The sequence below is a fragment of the Escherichia sp. WS338 genome (genome assembly GCF_046486405.1).
In the GTDB taxonomy this organism is placed as follows: domain Bacteria; phylum Pseudomonadota; class Gammaproteobacteria; order Enterobacterales; family Enterobacteriaceae; genus Escherichia; species Escherichia coli.
Genome location: NZ_JBJQLL010000003.1, coordinates 269,631 through 288,533 on the forward strand (window position 1 = coordinate 269,631; position 18,903 = coordinate 288,533).

Sequence of the window (18,903 nt, forward strand, 5' to 3'; positions counted from 1 at the left end):
TTCTTCGATGGCTGGGGTACCTGGATTCGAACCAGGGAATGCCGGTATCAAAAACCGGTGCCTTACCGCTTGGCGATACCCCAATAACCGGGCGGTGAACCGCTTACTCGAAGAAGATGGCTGGGGTACCTGGATTTGAACCAGGGAATGCCGGTATCAAAAACCGGTGCCTTACCGCTTGGCGATACCCCATCCGTACAACGCTTTCTGGTGAATGGTGCGGGAGGCGAGACTTGAACTCGCACACCTTGCGGCGCCAGAACCTAAATCTGGTGCGTCTACCAATTTCGCCACTCCCGCAAAAAAAGATGGTGGCTACGACGGGATTCGAACCTGTGACCCCATCATTATGAGTGATGTGCTCTAACCAACTGAGCTACGTAGCCATCTTTTTTTCGCGATACCTTATCGGCGTTGCGGGGCGCATTATGCGTATAGAGCCTTGCAGCGTCAACCTCTTTTTCAAGGAAAATTGCTCGAAAGTGACTGTTTGGTTAGGTTGCGAACAGCATGGCGCTATATTCGTCAATTATTGTTTACTTTGTGTTTTTTCCCCACCCTACAGCCATTCTTTTGTCATACAGGATGAAATTCGGAATTCTACAATAGTGGTGGGAAATTAATCTATGAAATACTGGCCCGTTGCAACAGGACAGGGCAGGGATCGCTACGCCTGCATCTCTGCTACCACTTCAGGCGATTTATTGAGGGAATACTATGCTGCGTTTTATGACGGCGCTGATGGGTGCGTTATTACTTATGCAATCTGCGTTTGCCGATACGGTCAAACCGGAAATCGGTAAATATGTTTTTGGCTATCGTGGGCAGGAAGGCGCTGTGGTGTGGATGATGCGGATAGGGCCGAAAGCCTCTAATGAAGCCCTCATTCAGGTATCGCATGTTGATAATGACATCGATGGCCAGATTTTTCGCTGTAAAGTGAAAGCATTACAGGAAGGTGAAAAATCCTATACCGCCGTAATTAAGGGCAAATCTTTTGAGTTATTACGCCTGAAAGAGGGGAATGGCAGCCTGCATATTCCGAATGAGCAGGCGACCTGGTCGGTGGCCTACAGTGATGAGTTGTCAAACAGTGATGTGGCAAACCCGGAACATTTCCTTACTGCATATCAGAATCAACAAGCACCTCAATAACTGAAACAGCCCCGGATTTTACCGGGGCTGTTTCGCATTTCTTACTTATACGCCGACTGGTGAACACCAACCGCACGACCAGATGGATCGTCCATTTTTTTGAACGCTTCATCCCATTCGATCGCTTTAGCGGAAGAACACGCGACGGAAGGACCGCCCGGCACGCACTCAGCGGCGCTCGGAAGCGGGAACAGTTCTTCAAAGATCTCGCGGTACAGATACGCTTCTTTGGACGTCGGCGTGTTGTACGGGAAGCGGAAGCGGGCAGTTTCCAGCTGTTGATCAGAAACCTGCTGCGCCGCCACTTCTTTCAGGGTGTCGATCCAACTGTAACCGACGCCATCGGAGAACTGCTCTTTCTGCCGCCAGGCCACGCTTGCGGGCAGATACGCTTCAAAACATTCACGCAGGATGTGTTTTTCCATTTTGCCGTTACCGCACATTTTATCCTGTGGGTTAATGCGCATCGCCACGTCGAGGAATTTTTTGTCGAGGAACGGAACGCGTGCTTCCACGCCCCAGGCTGACATCGCTTTGTTGGCACGCGCGCAGTCATACATATGCAGGGCCAGCAGTTTACGCACCGTCTCTTCATGCAGTTCTTTGGCATTCGGCGCTTTGTGGAAGTATAGATAACCGCCAAACACTTCATCAGATCCTTCACCGGACAGCACCATTTTAATGCCCATCGCCTTGATCTTACGCGACATTAAATACATCGGTGTTGAAGCGCGGATTGTCGTCACGTCATAGGTTTCGATGTGGTAAATCACGTCGCGGATGGCGTCCAGACCTTCCTGTACAGTGAAGTGAATTTCATGATGCACAGTGCCCAGATGGTTTGCCACTTCCTGGGCTGCCTTCAGATCCGGTGAACCCGGCAGACCTACAGCAAAGGAGTGCAGCTGCGGCCACCAGGCTTCAGAGCGTTCCTGATCTTCCACGCGACGGGCTGCGTATTTCTTGGTGATAGCGGAAATAATTGAGGAATCCAGGCCACCAGATAGCAGCACACCGTAAGGCACATCAGACATCAGATGGCTTTTAACGGATTCTTCCAGTGCCTGACGCAGCTCGTTTTTGTCGGTCACGTTATCTTTCACCGCATCGTAGTCGAACCAGTCGCGGTGATAATAAGAACGGATCTCGCCGTCCTGACTCCACAAATAGCTCCCCGCCGGGAACTCTTTAATCGTGCGGCATACCGGCACCAGGGCTTTCATTTCTGAGGCCACATACAGCTGACCATGTTCGTCATAGCCCATATACAGTGGGATGATCCCCAGATGGTCGCGACCAATCAGGTAGGCATCTTTTTCGCTGTCGTACAGGGCAAAGGCAAACATGCCCTGCAAGTCGTCGAGAAATTCCGGCCCTTTTTCCTGATACAGCGCGAGGATCACTTCACAGTCAGACCCGGTCTGGAACTGGTAACGATCGCCATATTCAGCGCGCAATGCCTGGTGGTTGTAGATTTCACCGTTTACTGCCAGCACGTGGGTTTTTTGTTGGTTGTAGAGAGGTTGCGCCCCCGCGTTAACGTCAACAATGGACAGACGTTCGTGGGCGAGAATGGCGTTATCGCTGGCATAAATACCGGACCAGTCCGGGCCACGATGACGCATCAGGCGTGACAGCTCGAGTGCTTTCTTGCGCAGCTCAACTGCGTCTGTTTTGATATCGAATACGCCAAAAATTGAACACATAACCTTCTCCGTTAACCTGGTATTTGTTGCTTGTTGTGTTTGCTTGTTTAAAAAAATGCCGCAAAGCAGCACTGTGCGCAAGCGATTTGGCGGTGAAAAAATAAAAAACGTAATGGTGATTGTCGATTGATGAAAAAAGGTCTGGTGTGAGGATGTAATTATTGATGAATCGATAATTTTTAGCGGGTTTTATTGAATGGTTGTATTTTACGGGAGCCAAATTGCTGACAAAGTGCGATTTGTTCATGCCGGATGCGGCGTGAACGCCTTATCCGGCCTACAAAGCATGAAAATTCAATATATTGCAGGAGCTGCGTAGGCCTGATAAGCGTAGCGCATCAGGCAGTTTGGCGCTTGTCATCAGAGCCAACCACGTCCGCAGACGTGGTTGCTATTCAGATAACGTCGATTTCAGCGACCGACGGGTAAATCCAGCTTGGGCGGAACGGCATACTGTCGATATCGTCGAGTGACGAAACACCAGAAAGCACCAGAATCGTCTCCAGACCGGCCTGGAAGCCCGCCAGAATATCGGTACGCAAGTTATCGCCGACAATCACCGTTTCTTCCGAATGCGCCTGCATTTTGTTTAATGCCGCGCGGATGATCCACGGACTCGGCTTTCCAACATAGAACGGTTTGCGCCCGGAGATTTTCTCGATCCCTGCACACAACGCGCCACAGGCCGGATAAAAACCGCGCCCGTGGGTGTCCGGGTTGGTGGCGATAAAGCGTGCACCGTTAGCGACGAAATAGGCTGCTTTATGCATCATGTCCCAGTTGTAGGAACGCGTTTCGCCAACAATCACAAAATCAGGGTTCACATCGGTAATAGTGAAACCGGCTTTGTACAGTTCATGAATCAGTGCGCCTTCGCCCACCACATATGCTTTCTTGCCTTCCTGGCGACGCAGGAAATCGGCGGTCGCCATCGCGGAGGTATAAAACACGCTATCCGGTACATCGACACCGGCAGTGGCAAAGCGATTCGCCAGATCTTGCCCGGTCTGCGAAGGATAGTTGGTCAGCAACACCAGCGGCAGGCCTTTATCCATAATCCCGTGCAAAAATTCCGCTGCACCCGGTACGGCGACGTTATCGTGCATCAGCACGCCGTCGATATCGCAAATTACATTTTTAATGGTCATGGACTACCCAGAATATTGACAACAATAAGCGCCACTATAAAAGCACATTAATTTTCCAGCAAATGCTGGAGCAAAATACCGTTGAGCATGGCGCGTTTTACCAGCGCAAAAGCGCCGATTGCCGAGCGGTGATCCAGCTCAGAACGTACCACCGGCAGATTAGTGCGAAACGCCTTCAGCGCCTGGGTATTAATGCAGCTTTCAATAGCAGGGAGCAGCACTTTATCGGCTTCGGTGATTTCTCCGGCAATAACAATTTTTTGCGGGTTAAACAGGTTGATGGCAATGGCGATGGTTTTGCCCAGATGACGACCGACATACTCAATCACTTCCGACGCCAGGCTATCGCCTTTGTTCGCAGCTTTGCAGATAGTTTTTATGGTGCAGTCGTCCAGCGGCACGCGGCTCTGGTAGCCCTGCTTTAACAGATTCAACACCCGTTGTTCAATGGCAGCGTTGGCAGCGATAGTTTCCAGGCAGCCAAAGTTGCCACAGTGGCAGCGTTCACCCAGCGGTTCGACCTGAATATGGCCAATTTCACCGACGTTACCGTTGCGGCCAATAAAAATGCGCCCGTTAGAGATAATCCCGGCCCCGGTTCCGCGATGTACACGCACCAGAATGGAGTCTTCGCAATCCTGACTTGCACCGAAGTAGTGCTCCGCTAGCGCCAGACTACGGATATCGTGACCGACGAAACAGGTCACTTTAAAACGTTCTTCCAGTGCTTCTACCAGCCCCCAGTTTTCTACCTGAATATGCGGCATGTAATGAATTTTGCCGCTGTCCGGGTCAACAAGCCCTGGCAGGATCACGGAAATGGCGATCAGCTCGCGCAGCTTGCGCTGGTAGCTATCAATAAACTGAGCAATGGCATTCAGCAGGGCATGTTCCAGCGTCTGCTGGGTACGTTCCGGCAGCGGGTAATGTTCTTCTGCCAGCACTTTGCTACTGAGATCAAACAAAGTGATGGTGGCGTCGTGACGACCAAGCCGTACGCCGATTGCGTGGAAATTGCGGGTTTCGGTGACAATAGAGATAGCGCGGCGGCCCCCGGTGGAGGCCTGCTGATCAACTTCTTTGATCAACCCGCGTTCGATAAGCTGACGCGTAATTTTGGTTACGCTGGCGGGGGCAAGCTGGCTTTGCTCGGCAATCTGAATCCGCGAGATTGGCCCGTACTGGTCAATCAGGCGATAAACCGCCGCGCTGTTAAGCTGTTTTACGAGATCAACATTACCTATCTGAGCTTGTCCGCCTGGTGTCATACTTTCTCTTATTGAGTTACGACCTCGTTACCGTTAACGATGGTCCTGGTGATTTTAAAATCAGGTGTGAATGCAGTCAGGTTGGCTACTTTACCTGCGGCGAGTGTACCGAGACGTTTCTCAACGCCAATCGCACGCGCCGGATAGAGCGTCGCCATACGCAGCACTTCATCCAGTGCGATACCGCAATGTTCGACCAGATTACGCACGCCTTCAATCATGGTTAAGGATGAACCGCTTAACGTACCGTTCTCATCCACACAAAGTCCATTACGGTAGTATATTGTTTTACCCGCAAAAATGAACTGTTCAATGTTGGCACCTGCTGGCGCGGTGGCGTCAGTAACCAGACACAGTTTGTCGCCTTTCAGACGTTTAGCGTTGCGAATGTTGGCGTAATCAACATGCAGGCCATCAGCGATAATACCGCAATAAATGTCAGCTTCGTCGAGGATCGCGCCCGCCAGGCCCGGTTCACGACCGGTAATATACGGCATCGCGTTGTACAGATGGGTGGCAAAGGTAATCCCCGCGCGGAAACCGGCTTTTGCTTCTTTCAACGTCGCGTTGGAGTGACCAGCAGAAACCACAATCCCGGCATTTGCCAGTTTACTGATCACTTCCGCAGGAACCATTTCCGGTGCCAGGGTCACTTTGGTAATGACATCGGCATTTTCGCACAGGAAATCGACCAGCGCGGCATCAGGCTTACGCACAAAATTCGGATTATGGGTGCCTTTTTTTACCAGATTCAGCCACGGACCTTCCAGATGCAGACCTAACGCCTGATTCGGATGTTTTGCCAGGTACTCGCGCATAACGCGCACGCCCTGTTTCATCAGCTCGTCGCTGGTGGTGATAAGCGTCGGCAAATAGTTAGTACAGCCTGATTTCTCATTGGCTTTCTGCATGATTTCCAGCGTTTCTACGCTGACTGCTTCAGCAGTATCGTTAAACTGCACGCCGCCGCAGCCGTTTAACTGCACATCGATAAAACCGGGGGAGAGAATGGCCCCGTTCAGTGAACGTTGTTCGATCTCTGGCGGCAGTTCCGCTACCGGACAGACGCTTTTAATCAGGCCATCAGCGATAACAACCGCGTGGTCATCAAGAAATTCGTGGCCGGTAAAGATCCGGCCCTGGGTTAATGCATACATTCTGACCCCCGATTTTAAAAAATATTGCCCTGAGCAAGGAGCCAGGGCAGGGATAACAATTACAGACCTTTGATATTTTCTGCTTCTAATTCATTGAAATATCTTAAAGTCTTAACTTTCAGCTCCATGGTGGAAGGTTCATCGCACACCATGATCGCTTTTGGATGCAGTTGCAGACAGCTGATGGTCCACATGTGGTTCACGCAACCTTCAACGGCGGCCTGCAGTGCCAGTGCTTTCTGGCTACCCAGCACCAGAATCATCACTTCTTCGGCATCCAGCAATGTACCAACACCGACAGTCAGGGCATATTTTGGCACCTGATTGACATCGTTATCAAAGAAACGAGAGTTCGCGACGCGAGTGTCATGAGTCAGGGTTTTGATACGAGTACGAGAAGCCAGAGAAGACGCCGGTTCGTTAAATGCAATATGGCCGTCGTTACCTACACCGCCCATAAACAGATGAATTTTTCCGTAAGAACGGATTTTTTCTTCATACTGGCGGCACTCGGCGTCGATATCCGGGGCGTTGCCGTTGAGAAGGTTGATGTTTTCTGCTGGAATATCAACGTGATCGAAGAAATTACGGTGCATAAAGCTGTAGTAGCTTTCCGGATGCTCTTTCGGCAGACCGACATATTCGTCCATGTTGAAGGTGACAACGTGCTTAAAGCTGACCTGGCCTGCTTTATGCATTTCGACTAACGCTTTATAGGTGGTCATCGGCGTGCCGCCAGTCGGCAGGCCCAGAACAAACGGGCGATCAGCAGTCGGTTTGAACGCATTGATACGATTGACGATATGGCGAGCAGCCCATTTGCCGACCTGTTCAGCGGTAGTCAGGGGGATCAGTCTCATTATTCACCTCAATAAGTAAAATGTAAGCCGTTGGCGGATTAGGCATCTTTAAGCGTAACCTGGATTTGCGCAGACAGGCGTCAATCCGACCTGATTTTTTGAATGATAAAATAAGTTTTCTGGTTTAGCCAGTAAAAGGGAGTGATGATAACGATATTTGGTGACAAAACTCACAAAAGACACGCGTTTAATTTGCGATACGAATTAAATTTTCACACACTCTGTAGCAGATGATCTAACAATCTGATTACAGAACATCGGCAGTACAATTTGCAGCAAAATAAAAATACGGCTTTAAACGAGCCAAATAGGGTTCTCGTAGGGGGAATAAGATGAATATTTTAGGTTTTTTCCAGCGACTCGGTAGGGCGTTACAGCTCCCTATCGCGGTGCTGCCGGTGGCGGCGCTGTTGCTGCGATTCGGTCAGCCAGATTTACTTAACGTTGCGTTTATTGCCCAGGCGGGCGGTGCGATTTTTGATAACCTCGCATTAATCTTCGCCATCGGCGTGGCATCCAGCTGGTCGAAAGACAGCGCAGGTGCGGCGGCACTGGCGGGTGCGGTAGGTTACTTTGTGTTAACCAAAGCGATGGTGACCATCAACCCGGAAATTAACATGGGTGTACTGGCGGGTATCATTACCGGTCTGGTCGGTGGTGCAGCCTATAACCGTTGGTCCGATATTAAACTGCCGGACTTCCTGAGCTTCTTCGGCGGCAAACGCTTTGTGCCGATTGCCACCGGCTTCTTCTGCCTGGTGCTGGCGGCCATTTTTGGTTACGTCTGGCCGCCGGTACAGCACGCTATCCATGCAGGCGGCGAGTGGATCGTTTCTGCGGGCGCGCTGGGTTCCGGTATCTTTGGTTTCATCAACCGTCTGCTGATCCCAACCGGTCTGCATCAGGTACTGAACACCATCGCCTGGTTCCAGATTGGTGAATTCACCAACGCGGCGGGTACGGTTTTCCACGGCGACATTAACCGCTTCTATGCCGGTGACGGCACCGCGGGGATGTTCATGTCCGGCTTCTTCCCGATCATGATGTTCGGTCTGCCGGGTGCGGCGCTGGCGATGTACTTTGCAGCACCGAAAGAGCGTCGTCCGATGGTTGGCGGTATGCTGCTTTCTGTTGCTGTTACTGCGTTCCTGACCGGTGTGACTGAGCCGCTGGAATTCCTGTTCATGTTCCTTGCGCCGCTGCTGTACCTCCTGCACGCACTGCTGACCGGTATCAGCCTGTTTGTGGCAACGCTGCTGGGTATCCACGCGGGCTTCTCCTTCTCTGCGGGGGCTATCGACTACGCGTTGATGTATAACCTGCCGGCCGCCAGCCAGAACGTCTGGATGCTGCTGGTGATGGGTGTTGTCTTCTTCGCTATCTACTTCGTGGTGTTCAGTTTGGTTATCCGCATGTTCAACCTGAAAACGCCGGGCCGTGAAGATAAAGAAGACGAGATCGTTACTGAAGAAGCCAACAGCAACACGGAAGAAGGTCTCAATCAACTGGCAACCAACTATATTGCTGCGGTTGGCGGTACTGACAACCTGAAAGCCATTGACGCCTGTATTACTCGTCTGCGCCTTACCGTGGTTGACTCAGCTCGCGTCAACGATGTGATGTGTAAACGTCTGGGGGCTTCTGGGGTAGTAAAACTGAACAAACAGACTATTCAGGTGATTGTGGGCGCGAAAGCAGAATCCATCGGCGATGCGATGAAGAAAGTCGTTGCCCGTGGTCCGGTAGCCGCTGCGTCAGCTGAAACTGCGCCTGCAACTGCCGCGCCTGTAGCAAAACCGCAGGCTGTACCAAACGCGGTGTCTATCGCGGAGCTGGTATCGCCGATTACCGGTGATGTTGTGGCACTGGATCAGGTTCCTGACGAAGCATTCGCCAGCAAAGCGGTGGGTGACGGTGTGGCGGTGAAACCGACAGATAAAATCGTCGTATCACCAGCCGCAGGGACAATCGTGAAAATCTTCAACACCAACCACGCGTTCTGTCTGGAAACCGAAAAAGGCGCGGAGATCGTCGTCCATATGGGTATCGACACCGTAGCGCTGGAAGGTAAAGGCTTTAAACGTCTGGTGGAAGAGGGCGCGCAGGTAAGCGCAGGACAACCGATTCTGGAAATGGATCTGGATTACCTGAACGCTAACGCCCGCTCGATGATTAGCCCGGTGGTTTGCAGCAATATCGACGATTTCAGCGGCCTGATCATTAAAGCTCAGGGCCATGTTGTGGCGGGTCAAACACCGCTGTATGAAATCAAAAAGTAATCTGCTTTATGCCTGATGCGACGCTTGAGCGTCGCATCCAACAATGACAAGCGGTGGAGATCTTCTCTGCCGCTTTTTTTTTCATCAATCATCCCCATAATCTCAGTGAGATTTTCGATTTTCACTAACTAACAGTTGTCAGCCTGTCCCGCTTATAAGATCATACGCCGTTATACGTTGTTTACGCTTTGAGGAATCCACGATGAGTGAGGCAGAAGCCCGCCCGACTAACTTTATTCGTCAGATCATCGATGAAGATCTGGCCAGTGGTAAGCACACCACAGTACACACCCGTTTCCCGCCGGAGCCGAATGGCTATCTGCATATTGGCCATGCGAAATCTATCTGCCTGAACTTCGGGATCGCCCAGGACTATAAAGGCCAGTGCAACCTGCGTTTCGACGACACTAACCCGGTAAAAGAAGATATCGAGTATGTTGAGTCGATCAAAAACGACGTTGAGTGGTTAGGTTTTCACTGGTCTGGTAACGTCCGTTACTCCTCCGATTATTTTGATCAGCTCCACGCCTATGCGATCGAACTGATCAATAAAGGCCTGGCGTACGTTGATGAACTGACACCGGAACAGATCCGCGAATACCGCGGCACCCTGACGCAGCCGGGTAAAAACAGCCCGTACCGCGACCGCAGCGTTGAAGAGAACCTGGCGCTGTTCGAAAAAATGCGTACCGGTAGTTTTGAAGAAGGTAAAGCCTGCCTGCGTGCGAAAATCGACATGGCGTCGCCATTTATCGTAATGCGCGATCCGGTGCTGTACCGCATTAAATTTGCTGAACACCACCAGACTGGCAACAAGTGGTGCATCTACCCGATGTACGACTTCACCCATTGCATCAGCGATGCGCTGGAAGGTATTACGCACTCTCTGTGTACGCTTGAGTTCCAGGACAACCGTCGCCTGTACGACTGGGTGCTGGACAACATCACCATTCCTGTTCACCCGCGCCAGTACGAATTCTCGCGCCTGAATCTGGAATACACTGTGATGTCCAAGCGTAAGCTGAACCTGCTGGTGACCGACAAGCACGTTGAAGGCTGGGATGACCCGCGTATGCCGACCATTTCCGGTCTGCGTCGTCGTGGTTACACTGCGGCTTCTATTCGTGAGTTCTGCAAACGCATCGGCGTGACCAAGCAGGACAACACCATTGAAATGGCGTCGCTGGAATCCTGCATCCGTGAAGATCTCAACGAAAACGCTCCGCGCGCAATGGCGGTTATCGATCCGGTGAAACTGGTTATCGAAAACTATCAGGGCGAAGGCGAAATGGTCACCATGCCGAACCATCCGAACAAACCGGAAATGGGGAGCCGTCAGGTGCCGTTTAGCGGTGAGATTTGGATCGATCGCGCCGATTTCCGCGAAGAAGCTAACAAGCAGTACAAACGTCTGGTGCTGGGTAAAGAAGTGCGTCTGCGTAATGCTTACGTCATTAAGGCTGAACGCGTGGAGAAAGATGCCGAAGGCAATATCACCACCATCTTCTGTACTTATGACGCCGACACCTTAAGCAAAGATCCGGCAGATGGTCGTAAAGTGAAAGGTGTTATTCACTGGGTGAGCGCGGCACATGCGCTGCCGGTTGAAATCCGTTTGTATGACCGTCTGTTCAGCGTGCCTAACCCAGGTGCTGCGGATGATTTCCTGTCGGTGATTAACCCGGAATCGCTGGTGATCAAACAGGGTTTCGCTGAACCGTCGCTGAAAGACGCGGTAGCGGGTAAAGCATTCCAGTTTGAGCGTGAAGGTTACTTCTGCCTCGACAGCCGCCATTCTACGGCGGAAAAACCGGTATTTAACCGCACCGTTGGGCTGCGTGATACCTGGGCGAAAGTAGGCGAGTAATTTTAAGTTCTACCAGGCCGGGTGAGGCATTTACGCCGCATCCGGCAAGAAACATGCAAACAATCCCAAACGCCGCGCTCTGCGGCGTTTTTTCTGCTTTTCTTCGCGAATTAATTCCGCTTCGCAATTTATCCATAAAATAAATTTAAAATCACAAAACATAATTAAATAAAATGTAACCGCTTTCATCTTGCTGGAATTTCACGCTTTTATTCTTCTGCAAGCCTTTCAACCGCAAACTTAAGCCTTGTAACAAAAATCATCAAAATATGTGCGGTTGCTCATGTTCTTACATTCTGGTTACAGAAAGAGATTGATAATTCGCGTCGCGAAAAATAGTCTGTTCCTGTAGTCAGCGAGACTTTTCTCAACGCTATTTTTTTAATTTTTATTTTTTTCGCTGTTCACCTTTGGTGCAGCAATTTATACGTCAAAGAGGATTAACCCATGCGTACGTTTAGTGGCAAACGTAGTACGCTGGCGCTGGCTATCGCCGGTGTTACAGCTATGTCGGGCTTTATGGCAATTCCGGAGGCTCGCGCCGAAGGATTCATCGACGATTCAACCTTAACCGGCGGTATCTATTACTGGCAGCGTGAACGCGACCGTAAAGATGTTACCGACGGCGATAAATACAAAACCAACCTTTCTCACTCCACCTGGAACGCCAACCTCGATTTTCAGTCTGGTTATGCTGCTGATATGTTCGGCCTTGATATTGCCGTGTTTACGGCGATTGAAATGGCGGAAAACGGCGACAGCTCTCACCCGAACGAAATCGCGTTTTCAAAAAGTAATAAAGCCTATGACGAAGACTGGTCCGGCGATAAAAGCGGTATAAGCCTGTATAAAGCAGCGGCCAAATTTAAATACGGTCCGGTTTGGGCGAGGGCAGGTTATATTCAGCCAACCGGTCAGACGCTGTTAGCGCCACACTGGAGCTTTATGCCGGGTACTTATCAGGGGGCGGAGGCCGGGGCGAATTTTGATTACGGCGATGCTGGTGCGTTGAGTTTCTCCTACATGTGGACCAACGAATACAAAGCACCGTGGCATCTGGAAATGGATGAGTTTTATCAGAACGATAAAACCACCAAAGTTGATTATCTACACTCCCTTGGGGCGAAGTACGACTTCAAAAATAACTTCGTACTGGAAGCGGCGTTTGGTCAGGCCGAAGGGTATATCGATCAATATTTTGCCAAAGCCAGCTACAAATTTGATATCGCCGGTAGCCCGTTAACCACCAGCTACCAGTTCTATGGTACGCGCGATAAAGTTGACGATCGCAGCATCAACGATCTTTATGACGGCACCGCCTGGCTGCAGGCGTTGACCTTTGGTTACCGGGCGGCTGACGTAGTGGATTTGCGCCTCGAAGGTACCTGGGTTAAGGCTGACGGTCAGCAAGGATACTTCCTGCAACGTATGACTCCAACCTACGCTTCCTCGAACGGTCGCCTGGATATCTGGTGGGATAACCGTTCCGACTTCAACGCCAACGGCGAAAAAGCGGTCTTCTTCGGTGCGATGTATGACCTGAAAAACTGGAATCTTCCAGGCTTCGCCATCGGCGCTTCCTACGTTTACGCATGGGATGCTAAACCTGCGACCTGGCAGAGCAATCCGGATGCGTACTACGACAAGAACCGGACTATTGAAGAGTCTGCCTACAGCCTGGATGCGGTTTACACCATTCAGGACGGTCGTGCCAAGGGCACGATGTTCAAACTGCATTTCACCGAATATGACAACCACTCCGACATCCCAAGCTGGGGCGGTGGTTACGGCAACATTTTCCAGGATGAGCGCGACGTGAAATTCATGGTAATCGCACCATTCACCATCTTCTGATGCCCGACGCGGCAGGTTTTGTGCCTGCCGCACGTTTGAGGAATTTGCTATGAAAAAACTGATTCTCATCGCCATGATGGCATCGGGGCTGGTAGCTTGTGCGCAATCAACCGCACCGCAGGAAGACAGTCGTCTGAAAGAGGCTTACAGCGCCTGTATCAACACCGCGCAAGGTTCGCCGGAAAAAATTGAAGCCTGCCAGAGCGTGTTAAACGTGCTGAAGAAAGAGAAACAACATCAGCAGTTTGCCGAGCAGGAAAGTGTCCGCGTACTGGATTATCAGCAGTGTATTCAGGCAACGCAAACCGGAAATGATCAGGCGGTGAAAGCCGATTGTGATAAGGTCTGGCAGGAAATTCGCAGTAATAACAAATAAGTGAGAGCTGTAACTCTCGCTTTTCTTATTTTCCTTGTATAAAAAAGCCAACCTGCAGGTTGGCTTTTCTCGTTCAGGCTGGCTTATTTGCCTTCGTGCGCGTGCTCATCTTCGCGGCAATCGCCTTCGGCGCAGTGACCGTAAAGATAGAGACTGTGGTTAGTCAGGCGAATGCCATGTTTTGCGGCGATTTCACGCTGACGCGCTTCGATGGAATCATCACTAAATTCGATAACCTTGCCGCAGTCGAGGCAGATCAGGTGATCGTGGTGATGTTGCTGTGTCAGTTCAAATACGGATTTACCGCCTTCAAAATTGTGGCGGGTGACGATACCAGCATCGTCAAACTGGTTCAGTACGCGATATACCGTAGCCAGACCAATTTCTTCACCCATATCGATCAGACGTTTGTATAAATCTTCCGCACTGACGTGATGGTTGTCCGGCTCCTGAAGAACTTCCAGGATTTTTAAACGAGGAAGCGTTACTTTCAGGCCAGCTTTCTTTAGGGCGGTATTGTTATCAGTCATGCGGAATCTGTCCTGTTACTAAGCGGTTCACTTCATTAGGAGAAGTGACAGAATTTGCTCTTGAGATAATGCGTATCATTATAGAATTGCCACGCCTAAATGAAAACCACAAGTCCCTGGCAAATATTGTTAATAAAAACGTGGCACAGCTTACATTTACAACGGCAAGGCCACTTGAACACCGGGACATTGTACAGGTACAACAGCAAAAGTTACAAATTTGTAGCAATTATTTTGATTGGCATTATCTATTAATACGGCGTAGACATGAGTCTACGCCGCATCACATCAGGCATTGAGAATTTCGTCGAGATGCAACTCTTCAGAAATCTGTTTAACCCATTTTTCTACACGTTCAGCGGTCAGTTCCGGCTGACGGTCTTCGTCGATAGCCAGACCGACAAAGTGGTCGTCATCTGCCAGACCTTTTGACGCTTCGAAATGGTAGCCCGCAGTTGGCCAGTGACCAACGATGGTTGCACCGCGCGGTTCAATAATGTCGCGGATGGTGCCCAATGCGTCGCAGAAATATTCGGCGTAATCTTCCTGGTCACCACAACCAAACAGCGCAACCAGTTTGCCATTGAAATCAATCTCTTCGAGAGTCGGGAAGAAGTCATCCCAGTCACACTGCGCTTCGCCGTAATACCAGGTTGGGATGCCCAGCAGCAGAATGTCATAAGCTTCCAGATCTTCTTTGCTGCTTTTTGCAATGTCATGGACATCGGCAACGTCTTTACCAAGCTGTTTTTGAATCATTTTTGCGATATTTTCGGTATTACCGGTGTCGCTGCCGAAAAAGATGCCAGTGATAGCCATGAGTGAAATAACCTCTTGAAACTTATTGAAATGGGGGTGGAAAATTGCCCACGGATAAAGGCAATCATAGCAGAACAGGCAGTCTTGCGGAATCAGCAAACGAGCAGAACTGCACACTGTGCTACATGAAAGTGGAAATTTAAACGATGCCCTGACTACGCAGCGCCGCCAGTTGCTGCATTAACATCTCTTCGATCAGTTCGCTACGGCTCATATTGCGCGATTCCGCCAGCTCGTTCAGCGCCTCGACAGCTTCCGCGTTCAGCTTCAGTTCGACACGCTTAAGGCCACGTACTTTGTCGCGTTTTAGCTGGTTGCGTTTATTAATACGCAGCTGTTCATCGCGCGAAAGCGGATTAGTTTTCGGTCGTCCCGGTCGACGCTCGTGCGCGAACAGATCTAATGTCGTACGGTCCGTTTGTTCTTTGGCCATGATCTTGGTGACTTCGGGGGAAACAATCAGCCAGGCCTCTGCCCGGATGGATAGCGCGCCATAATACATCAGCGCGATGAGTCACGCCAACGCCCACGCGCGGAAAGCGACGCGGACGCTGGGTTTTTAATCAGTTGCGTTAATCATTGAGATAGCGACGGATAGCGCGTAATACCGCATCCGGTTTTTCAGCATGGACCCAGTGACCCGCGCCAGCAATCACATGCGCCCGCGCCTGTGGAAATTGCGCCAGTAAATCATCACGGTACTGCTCGCTAACATACGGAGAATTGCCGCCAGGGATAAACAGGGCAGGGTGATCCCATGCCGGGATTTTCTCCCAACCCACAATATGCGGATACTGATCCCACAATACCGGCACGTTAAAGCGCCACTCCCCGTCAACAAAAGATTTCAGCAGAAACTGAATCACCCCTTCTTCATTAAGATGCTGGCGCATTATTGCTGCTGCTTGCTGGCGAGTTTGTGCGTCCGATTCACTGACTGCGTTGATGGCCGCGAAAATCTCATCATGCCGGCGAACGTGATAATCGACCGGCGCAATATCAATTGCCACCAGCTTGTCAATCCGATCGGGGGCCAGTGCAGTAAGTGCCATTACCGCTTTACCGCCCATGGAGTGACCGATAAATGTTGCTTTGTCGATCTGCAGTGCATCCAGGGTATCAACAAGATCCTGGGCCATCGCCGGGTAATTCATTACCGGATCTCTCGGTGAAAGACCGTGGTTACGCATATCAACCTGGATGATATTGTGATCGTTTACCAGATCGCGAGCCAGTACGCCAAGGTTGTCGAGGCTGCCAAACAGACCGTGGACAAGAACGATGGGAGAATTATTGTGCTGGTTTTGTGCAGTTTGCGCGCGGATATTCAATTTCATGGCAAAGTTCTTTTTTTCGCGTTGTCGGGTTAGGGTATTATGTTGACCATTGTGCCACAGGGCTGCAACAAATAAGGTTTATTCCGAGTTTTTCTGCAAGCTAGGCTTGACGCTATCCGCTGCCGGGATTTATTCATATACTCCTGGCGACTTGTATTCAGCTAAGACACTGCACTGGATTAAGATGAAAACGATTGAAGTTGATGATGAACTCTACAGCTATATTGCCAGCCACACTAAGCATATCGGCGAGAGCGCATCCGACATTTTACGGCGTATGTTGAAATTTTCCGCCGCATCACAGCCTGCTGCTCCGGTGACGAAAGAGGTTCGCGTTGCGTCACCTGCTATCGTCGAAGCGAAGCCGGTCAAAACGATTAAAGACAAGGTTCGCGCAATGCGTGAACTTCTGCTTTCGGATGAATACGCAGAGCAAAAGCGAGCGGTCAATCGCTTTATGCTGCTGTTGTCTACACTATATTCTCTTGACGCCCAGGCGTTTGCCGAGGCAACGGAATCGTTGCACGGTCGTACACGCGTTTACTTTGCGGCAGATGAACAAACGCTGCTGAAAAATGGTAATCAGACCAAGCCGAAACATGTGCCTGGCACGCCGTATTGGGTGATCACCAACACCAACACCGGCCGTAAATGCAGCATGATCGAACACATCATGCAGTCGATGCAATTCCCGGCGGAATTGATTGAGAAGGTTTGCGGAACTATCTAAAACGTTGCAGACAAAGGACAAAGCAATGGCAATCCACAATCGTGCAGGCCAACCTGCACAACAGAGTGATTTGATTAACGTCGCCCAACTGACGGCGCAATATTATGTACTGAAACCAGAAGCAGGGAATGCGGAGCACGCGGTGAAATTCGGTACTTCCGGTCACCGTGGCAGTGCAGCGCGCCACAGCTTTAACGAGCCGCACATTCTGGCGATCGCTCAGGCAATTGCTGAAGAACGTGCGAAAAACGGCATCACTGGCCCTTGCTATGTGGGTAAAGATACTCACGCCCTGTCCGAGCCTGCGTTCATTTCCGTACTGGAAGTGCTGGCAGCGAACGGTGTTGATATCATTGTGCAGGAAAACAATGGCTTCACTCCGACACCTGCCATTTCCAATGCCATTCTGGTTCACAATAAAAAAGGTGGCCCGCTGGCAGACGGTATCGTGATTACACCGTCTCATAACCCGCCGGAAGATGGTGGTATCAAGTACAATCCGCCAAATGGTGGCCCGGCTGATACCAACGTCACTAAAGTGGTGGAAGACAGGGCCAACGCACTGATGGCTGATGGCCTGAAAGGCGTGAAGCGTATCTCCCTCGACGAAGCGATGGCATCCGGTCATGTGAAAGAGCAGGATCTGGTGCAGCCGTTCGTGGAAGGGCTGGCCGATATCGTTGATATGGCAGCGATTCAGAAAGCGGGCCTGACGCTGGGTGTCGATCCGCTGGGCGGTTCTGGTATCGAATACTGGAAGCGTATTGGCGAGTATTACAACCTCAACCTGACCATCGTTAACGATCAGGTCGATCAAACCTTCCGCTTTATGCACCTAGATAAAGACGGTGCGATCCGTATGGACTGCTCCTCCGAGTGTGCGATGGCGGGCCTGCTGGCACTGCGTGATAAGTTCGATCTGGCGTTTGCTAACGACCCGGATTATGACCGTCACGGTATCGTCACTCCGGCAGGTTTGATGAATCCGAACCACTACCTGGCGGTGGCGATCAACTACCTGTTCCAGCACCGTCCGCAGTGGGGCAAAGATGTTGCTGTCGGTAAAACGCTGGTTTCATCTGCGATGATCGACCGTGTGGTCAATGACTTGGGCCGTAAGCTGGTAGAAGTCCCGGTAGGTTTCAAATGGTTTGTTGATGGTCTGTTCGACGGCAGCTTCGGCTTTGGCGGCGAAGAGAGCGCAGGGGCTTCCTTCCTGCGTTTCGACGGCACGCCGTGGTCCACCGATAAAGACGGCATCATTATGTGTCTGCTGGCGGCGGAAATCACCGCTGTTACCGGTAAGAATCCGCAGGAACACTACAACGAACTGGCAAAACGCTTTGGTGCGCCGAGCTACAACCGTTTGCAGGCAGCCGCGACTTCCGCACAAAAAGCGGCGCTGTCTAAACTGTCTCCGGAAATGGTGAGCGCCAGCACCCTGGCAGGTGACCCGATCACCGCACGCCTGACTGCTGCTCCGGGCAACGGTGCTTCTATTGGCGGTCTGAAAGTGATGACTGACAACGGCTGGTTCGCCGCGCGTCCGTCAGGCACGGAAGACGCGTACAAGATTTATTGCGAAAGCTTCCTCGGGGAAGAACATCGCAAGCAAATTGAGAAAGAAGCGGTTGAGATTGTTAGCGAAGTTCTGAAAAACGCGTAAACACATTTAATAAGAAAAAGGGCGGTCGGAAGATCGCCCTTTTTTGTGCACAGAAAACCCCCAGCTAGGCTGGGGGTTCCGGAAAGCTTTCAGCTTTGAGCCAGTTATTAAAACCCCTTTTGATTTGTTAAAACACCTTGCGGTCTGGCAA

Annotated in this window: 18 protein-coding genes and 4 tRNA genes; 7 read left to right on the plus strand and 15 right to left on the minus strand. The window is 50.9% G+C overall.

Annotated features, from left to right (window positions below):
• Positions 1-8: 8 nt before the first annotated feature.
• From ACJHWT_RS04045 to ACJHWT_RS04060, 4 genes are all read right to left on the minus strand, one after another.
• Positions 9-83: transfer RNA gene (locus tag ACJHWT_RS04045), tRNA-Gln, on the minus strand.
• A gap of 34 nt (positions 84-117) precedes the next feature.
• Positions 118-192: transfer RNA gene (locus tag ACJHWT_RS04050), tRNA-Gln, on the minus strand.
• A gap of 23 nt (positions 193-215) precedes the next feature.
• A tRNA-Leu gene (locus tag ACJHWT_RS04055) sits at positions 216-300 on the minus strand.
• A 9-nt stretch (positions 301-309) separates the two neighbouring features.
• A tRNA-Met gene (locus ACJHWT_RS04060) sits at positions 310-386 on the minus strand.
• A 331-nt stretch (positions 387-717) separates the two neighbouring features.
• Here ACJHWT_RS04060 and ACJHWT_RS04065 point away from each other — a divergent pair.
• Positions 718-1,155: a hypothetical protein gene (locus tag ACJHWT_RS04065; protein WP_000943489.1), complete on the plus strand. Its 438-nt coding sequence runs from the start codon at positions 718-720 to the stop codon at positions 1,153-1,155.
• 41 nt (positions 1,156-1,196) lie between these two features.
• Here ACJHWT_RS04065 and asnB read toward each other — a convergent pair whose 3' ends face one another.
• The 5 genes from asnB to nagB all read right to left on the minus strand — a co-directional run bounded on the left by asnB (position 1,197) and on the right by nagB (position 7,294).
• On the minus strand, positions 1,197-2,861 hold the full coding sequence (gene asnB, locus ACJHWT_RS04070) for an asparagine synthase B (RefSeq protein ID WP_000337084.1): 1,665 nt from the start codon (positions 2,859-2,861) through the stop codon (positions 1,197-1,199).
• A 395-nt stretch (positions 2,862-3,256) separates the two neighbouring features.
• Positions 3,257-4,009 (minus strand): ribonucleotide monophosphatase NagD, encoded by a 753-nt coding sequence (gene nagD, locus ACJHWT_RS04075; protein WP_000153129.1) that lies wholly within the window; start codon positions 4,007-4,009, stop codon positions 3,257-3,259.
• A gap of 47 nt (positions 4,010-4,056) precedes the next feature.
• Entirely contained in the window at positions 4,057-5,277 is a 1,221-nt protein-coding gene (gene nagC / locus ACJHWT_RS04080; RefSeq protein ID WP_000187594.1) for a DNA-binding transcriptional regulator NagC, read from the minus strand.
• Between the two features lie 8 nt (positions 5,278-5,285).
• Positions 5,286-6,434, minus strand: a complete 1,149-nt coding sequence (gene nagA / locus ACJHWT_RS04085) for an N-acetylglucosamine-6-phosphate deacetylase (protein ID WP_000271154.1) — start codon at positions 6,432-6,434, stop codon at positions 5,286-5,288.
• Positions 6,435-6,493: 59 nt separating this feature from the next.
• Positions 6,494-7,294 carry a glucosamine-6-phosphate deaminase gene (nagB, locus tag ACJHWT_RS04090; RefSeq protein WP_001237072.1) on the minus strand — a complete coding sequence of 267 codons (801 nt, stop codon included), beginning with the start codon at positions 7,292-7,294 and terminating at the stop codon, positions 6,494-6,496.
• Positions 7,295-7,626: 332 nt separating this feature from the next.
• Between nagB and nagE the strand changes: the two genes are divergently transcribed.
• Together nagE and glnS are read left to right on the plus strand one after the other, a co-directional pair.
• Positions 7,627-9,573 carry a PTS N-acetyl glucosamine transporter subunit IIABC gene (nagE, locus tag ACJHWT_RS04095; protein ID WP_001023120.1) on the plus strand — a complete coding sequence of 649 codons (1,947 nt, stop codon included), beginning with the start codon at positions 7,627-7,629 and terminating at the stop codon, positions 9,571-9,573.
• Positions 9,574-9,775: 202 nt separating this feature from the next.
• The gene (glnS, locus tag ACJHWT_RS04100) at positions 9,776-11,440 is read left to right on the plus strand and encodes a glutamine--tRNA ligase (protein ID WP_001287170.1); all 1,665 of its coding nucleotides are present in this window, start codon (positions 9,776-9,778) and stop codon (positions 11,438-11,440) included.
• A gap of 30 nt (positions 11,441-11,470) precedes the next feature.
• Here the strand turns inward: glnS and ACJHWT_RS04105 are convergent, their stop codons facing one another.
• Positions 11,471-11,629, minus strand: a complete 159-nt coding sequence (locus tag ACJHWT_RS04105) for a hypothetical protein (RefSeq protein ID WP_000649026.1) — start codon at positions 11,627-11,629, stop codon at positions 11,471-11,473.
• A 258-nt stretch (positions 11,630-11,887) separates the two neighbouring features.
• Here ACJHWT_RS04105 and chiP point away from each other — a divergent pair, with 258 nt between their 5' ends.
• Together chiP and chiQ are read left to right on the plus strand one after the other, a co-directional pair.
• Positions 11,888-13,294, plus strand: a complete 1,407-nt coding sequence (gene chiP / locus ACJHWT_RS04110; protein ID WP_001258811.1) for a chitoporin ChiP — start codon at positions 11,888-11,890, stop codon at positions 13,292-13,294.
• A 49-nt stretch (positions 13,295-13,343) separates the two neighbouring features.
• A complete protein-coding gene (gene chiQ, locus ACJHWT_RS04115; protein ID WP_000733594.1) occupies positions 13,344-13,670 on the plus strand; it encodes a ChiQ/YbfN family lipoprotein in 327 nt (108 codons plus the stop codon).
• A gap of 83 nt (positions 13,671-13,753) precedes the next feature.
• On the opposite strand, the gene fur is transcribed toward chiQ, so the two are convergent.
• The 5 genes from fur to ybfF form a co-directional block, all read right to left on the minus strand.
• Complete coding sequence (fur, locus tag ACJHWT_RS04120; protein WP_000131702.1) at positions 13,754-14,200, minus strand: ferric iron uptake transcriptional regulator; 447 nt, start codon at positions 14,198-14,200, stop codon at positions 13,754-13,756.
• Complete coding sequence (gene uof / locus ACJHWT_RS04125) at positions 14,193-14,279, minus strand: fur leader peptide (RefSeq protein ID WP_001695552.1); 87 nt, start codon at positions 14,277-14,279, stop codon at positions 14,193-14,195. Before uof ends, fur begins: the two co-directional genes overlap by 8 nt.
• A gap of 209 nt (positions 14,280-14,488) precedes the next feature.
• Positions 14,489-15,019, minus strand: a complete 531-nt coding sequence (fldA, locus tag ACJHWT_RS04130) for a flavodoxin FldA (protein ID WP_001018618.1) — start codon at positions 15,017-15,019, stop codon at positions 14,489-14,491.
• A 139-nt stretch (positions 15,020-15,158) separates the two neighbouring features.
• Positions 15,159-15,452 carry a LexA regulated protein gene (gene ybfE, locus ACJHWT_RS04135; protein WP_001300829.1) on the minus strand — a complete coding sequence of 98 codons (294 nt, stop codon included), beginning with the start codon at positions 15,450-15,452 and terminating at the stop codon, positions 15,159-15,161.
• Positions 15,453-15,591: 139 nt separating this feature from the next.
• A complete protein-coding gene (gene ybfF, locus ACJHWT_RS04140) occupies positions 15,592-16,356 on the minus strand; it encodes an esterase (protein WP_000773272.1) in 765 nt (254 codons plus the stop codon).
• A gap of 184 nt (positions 16,357-16,540) precedes the next feature.
• Here ybfF and seqA point away from each other — a divergent pair, with 184 nt between their 5' ends.
• A complete protein-coding gene (gene seqA, locus ACJHWT_RS04145) occupies positions 16,541-17,086 on the plus strand; it encodes a replication initiation negative regulator SeqA (RefSeq protein ID WP_000848387.1) in 546 nt (181 codons plus the stop codon).
• Positions 17,087-17,111: 25 nt separating this feature from the next.
• Positions 17,112-18,752 carry a phosphoglucomutase (alpha-D-glucose-1,6-bisphosphate-dependent) gene (pgm, locus tag ACJHWT_RS04150; RefSeq protein WP_001317696.1) on the plus strand — a complete coding sequence of 547 codons (1,641 nt, stop codon included), beginning with the start codon at positions 17,112-17,114 and terminating at the stop codon, positions 18,750-18,752.
• The last annotated feature ends 151 nt before the right edge of the window (positions 18,753-18,903 follow it).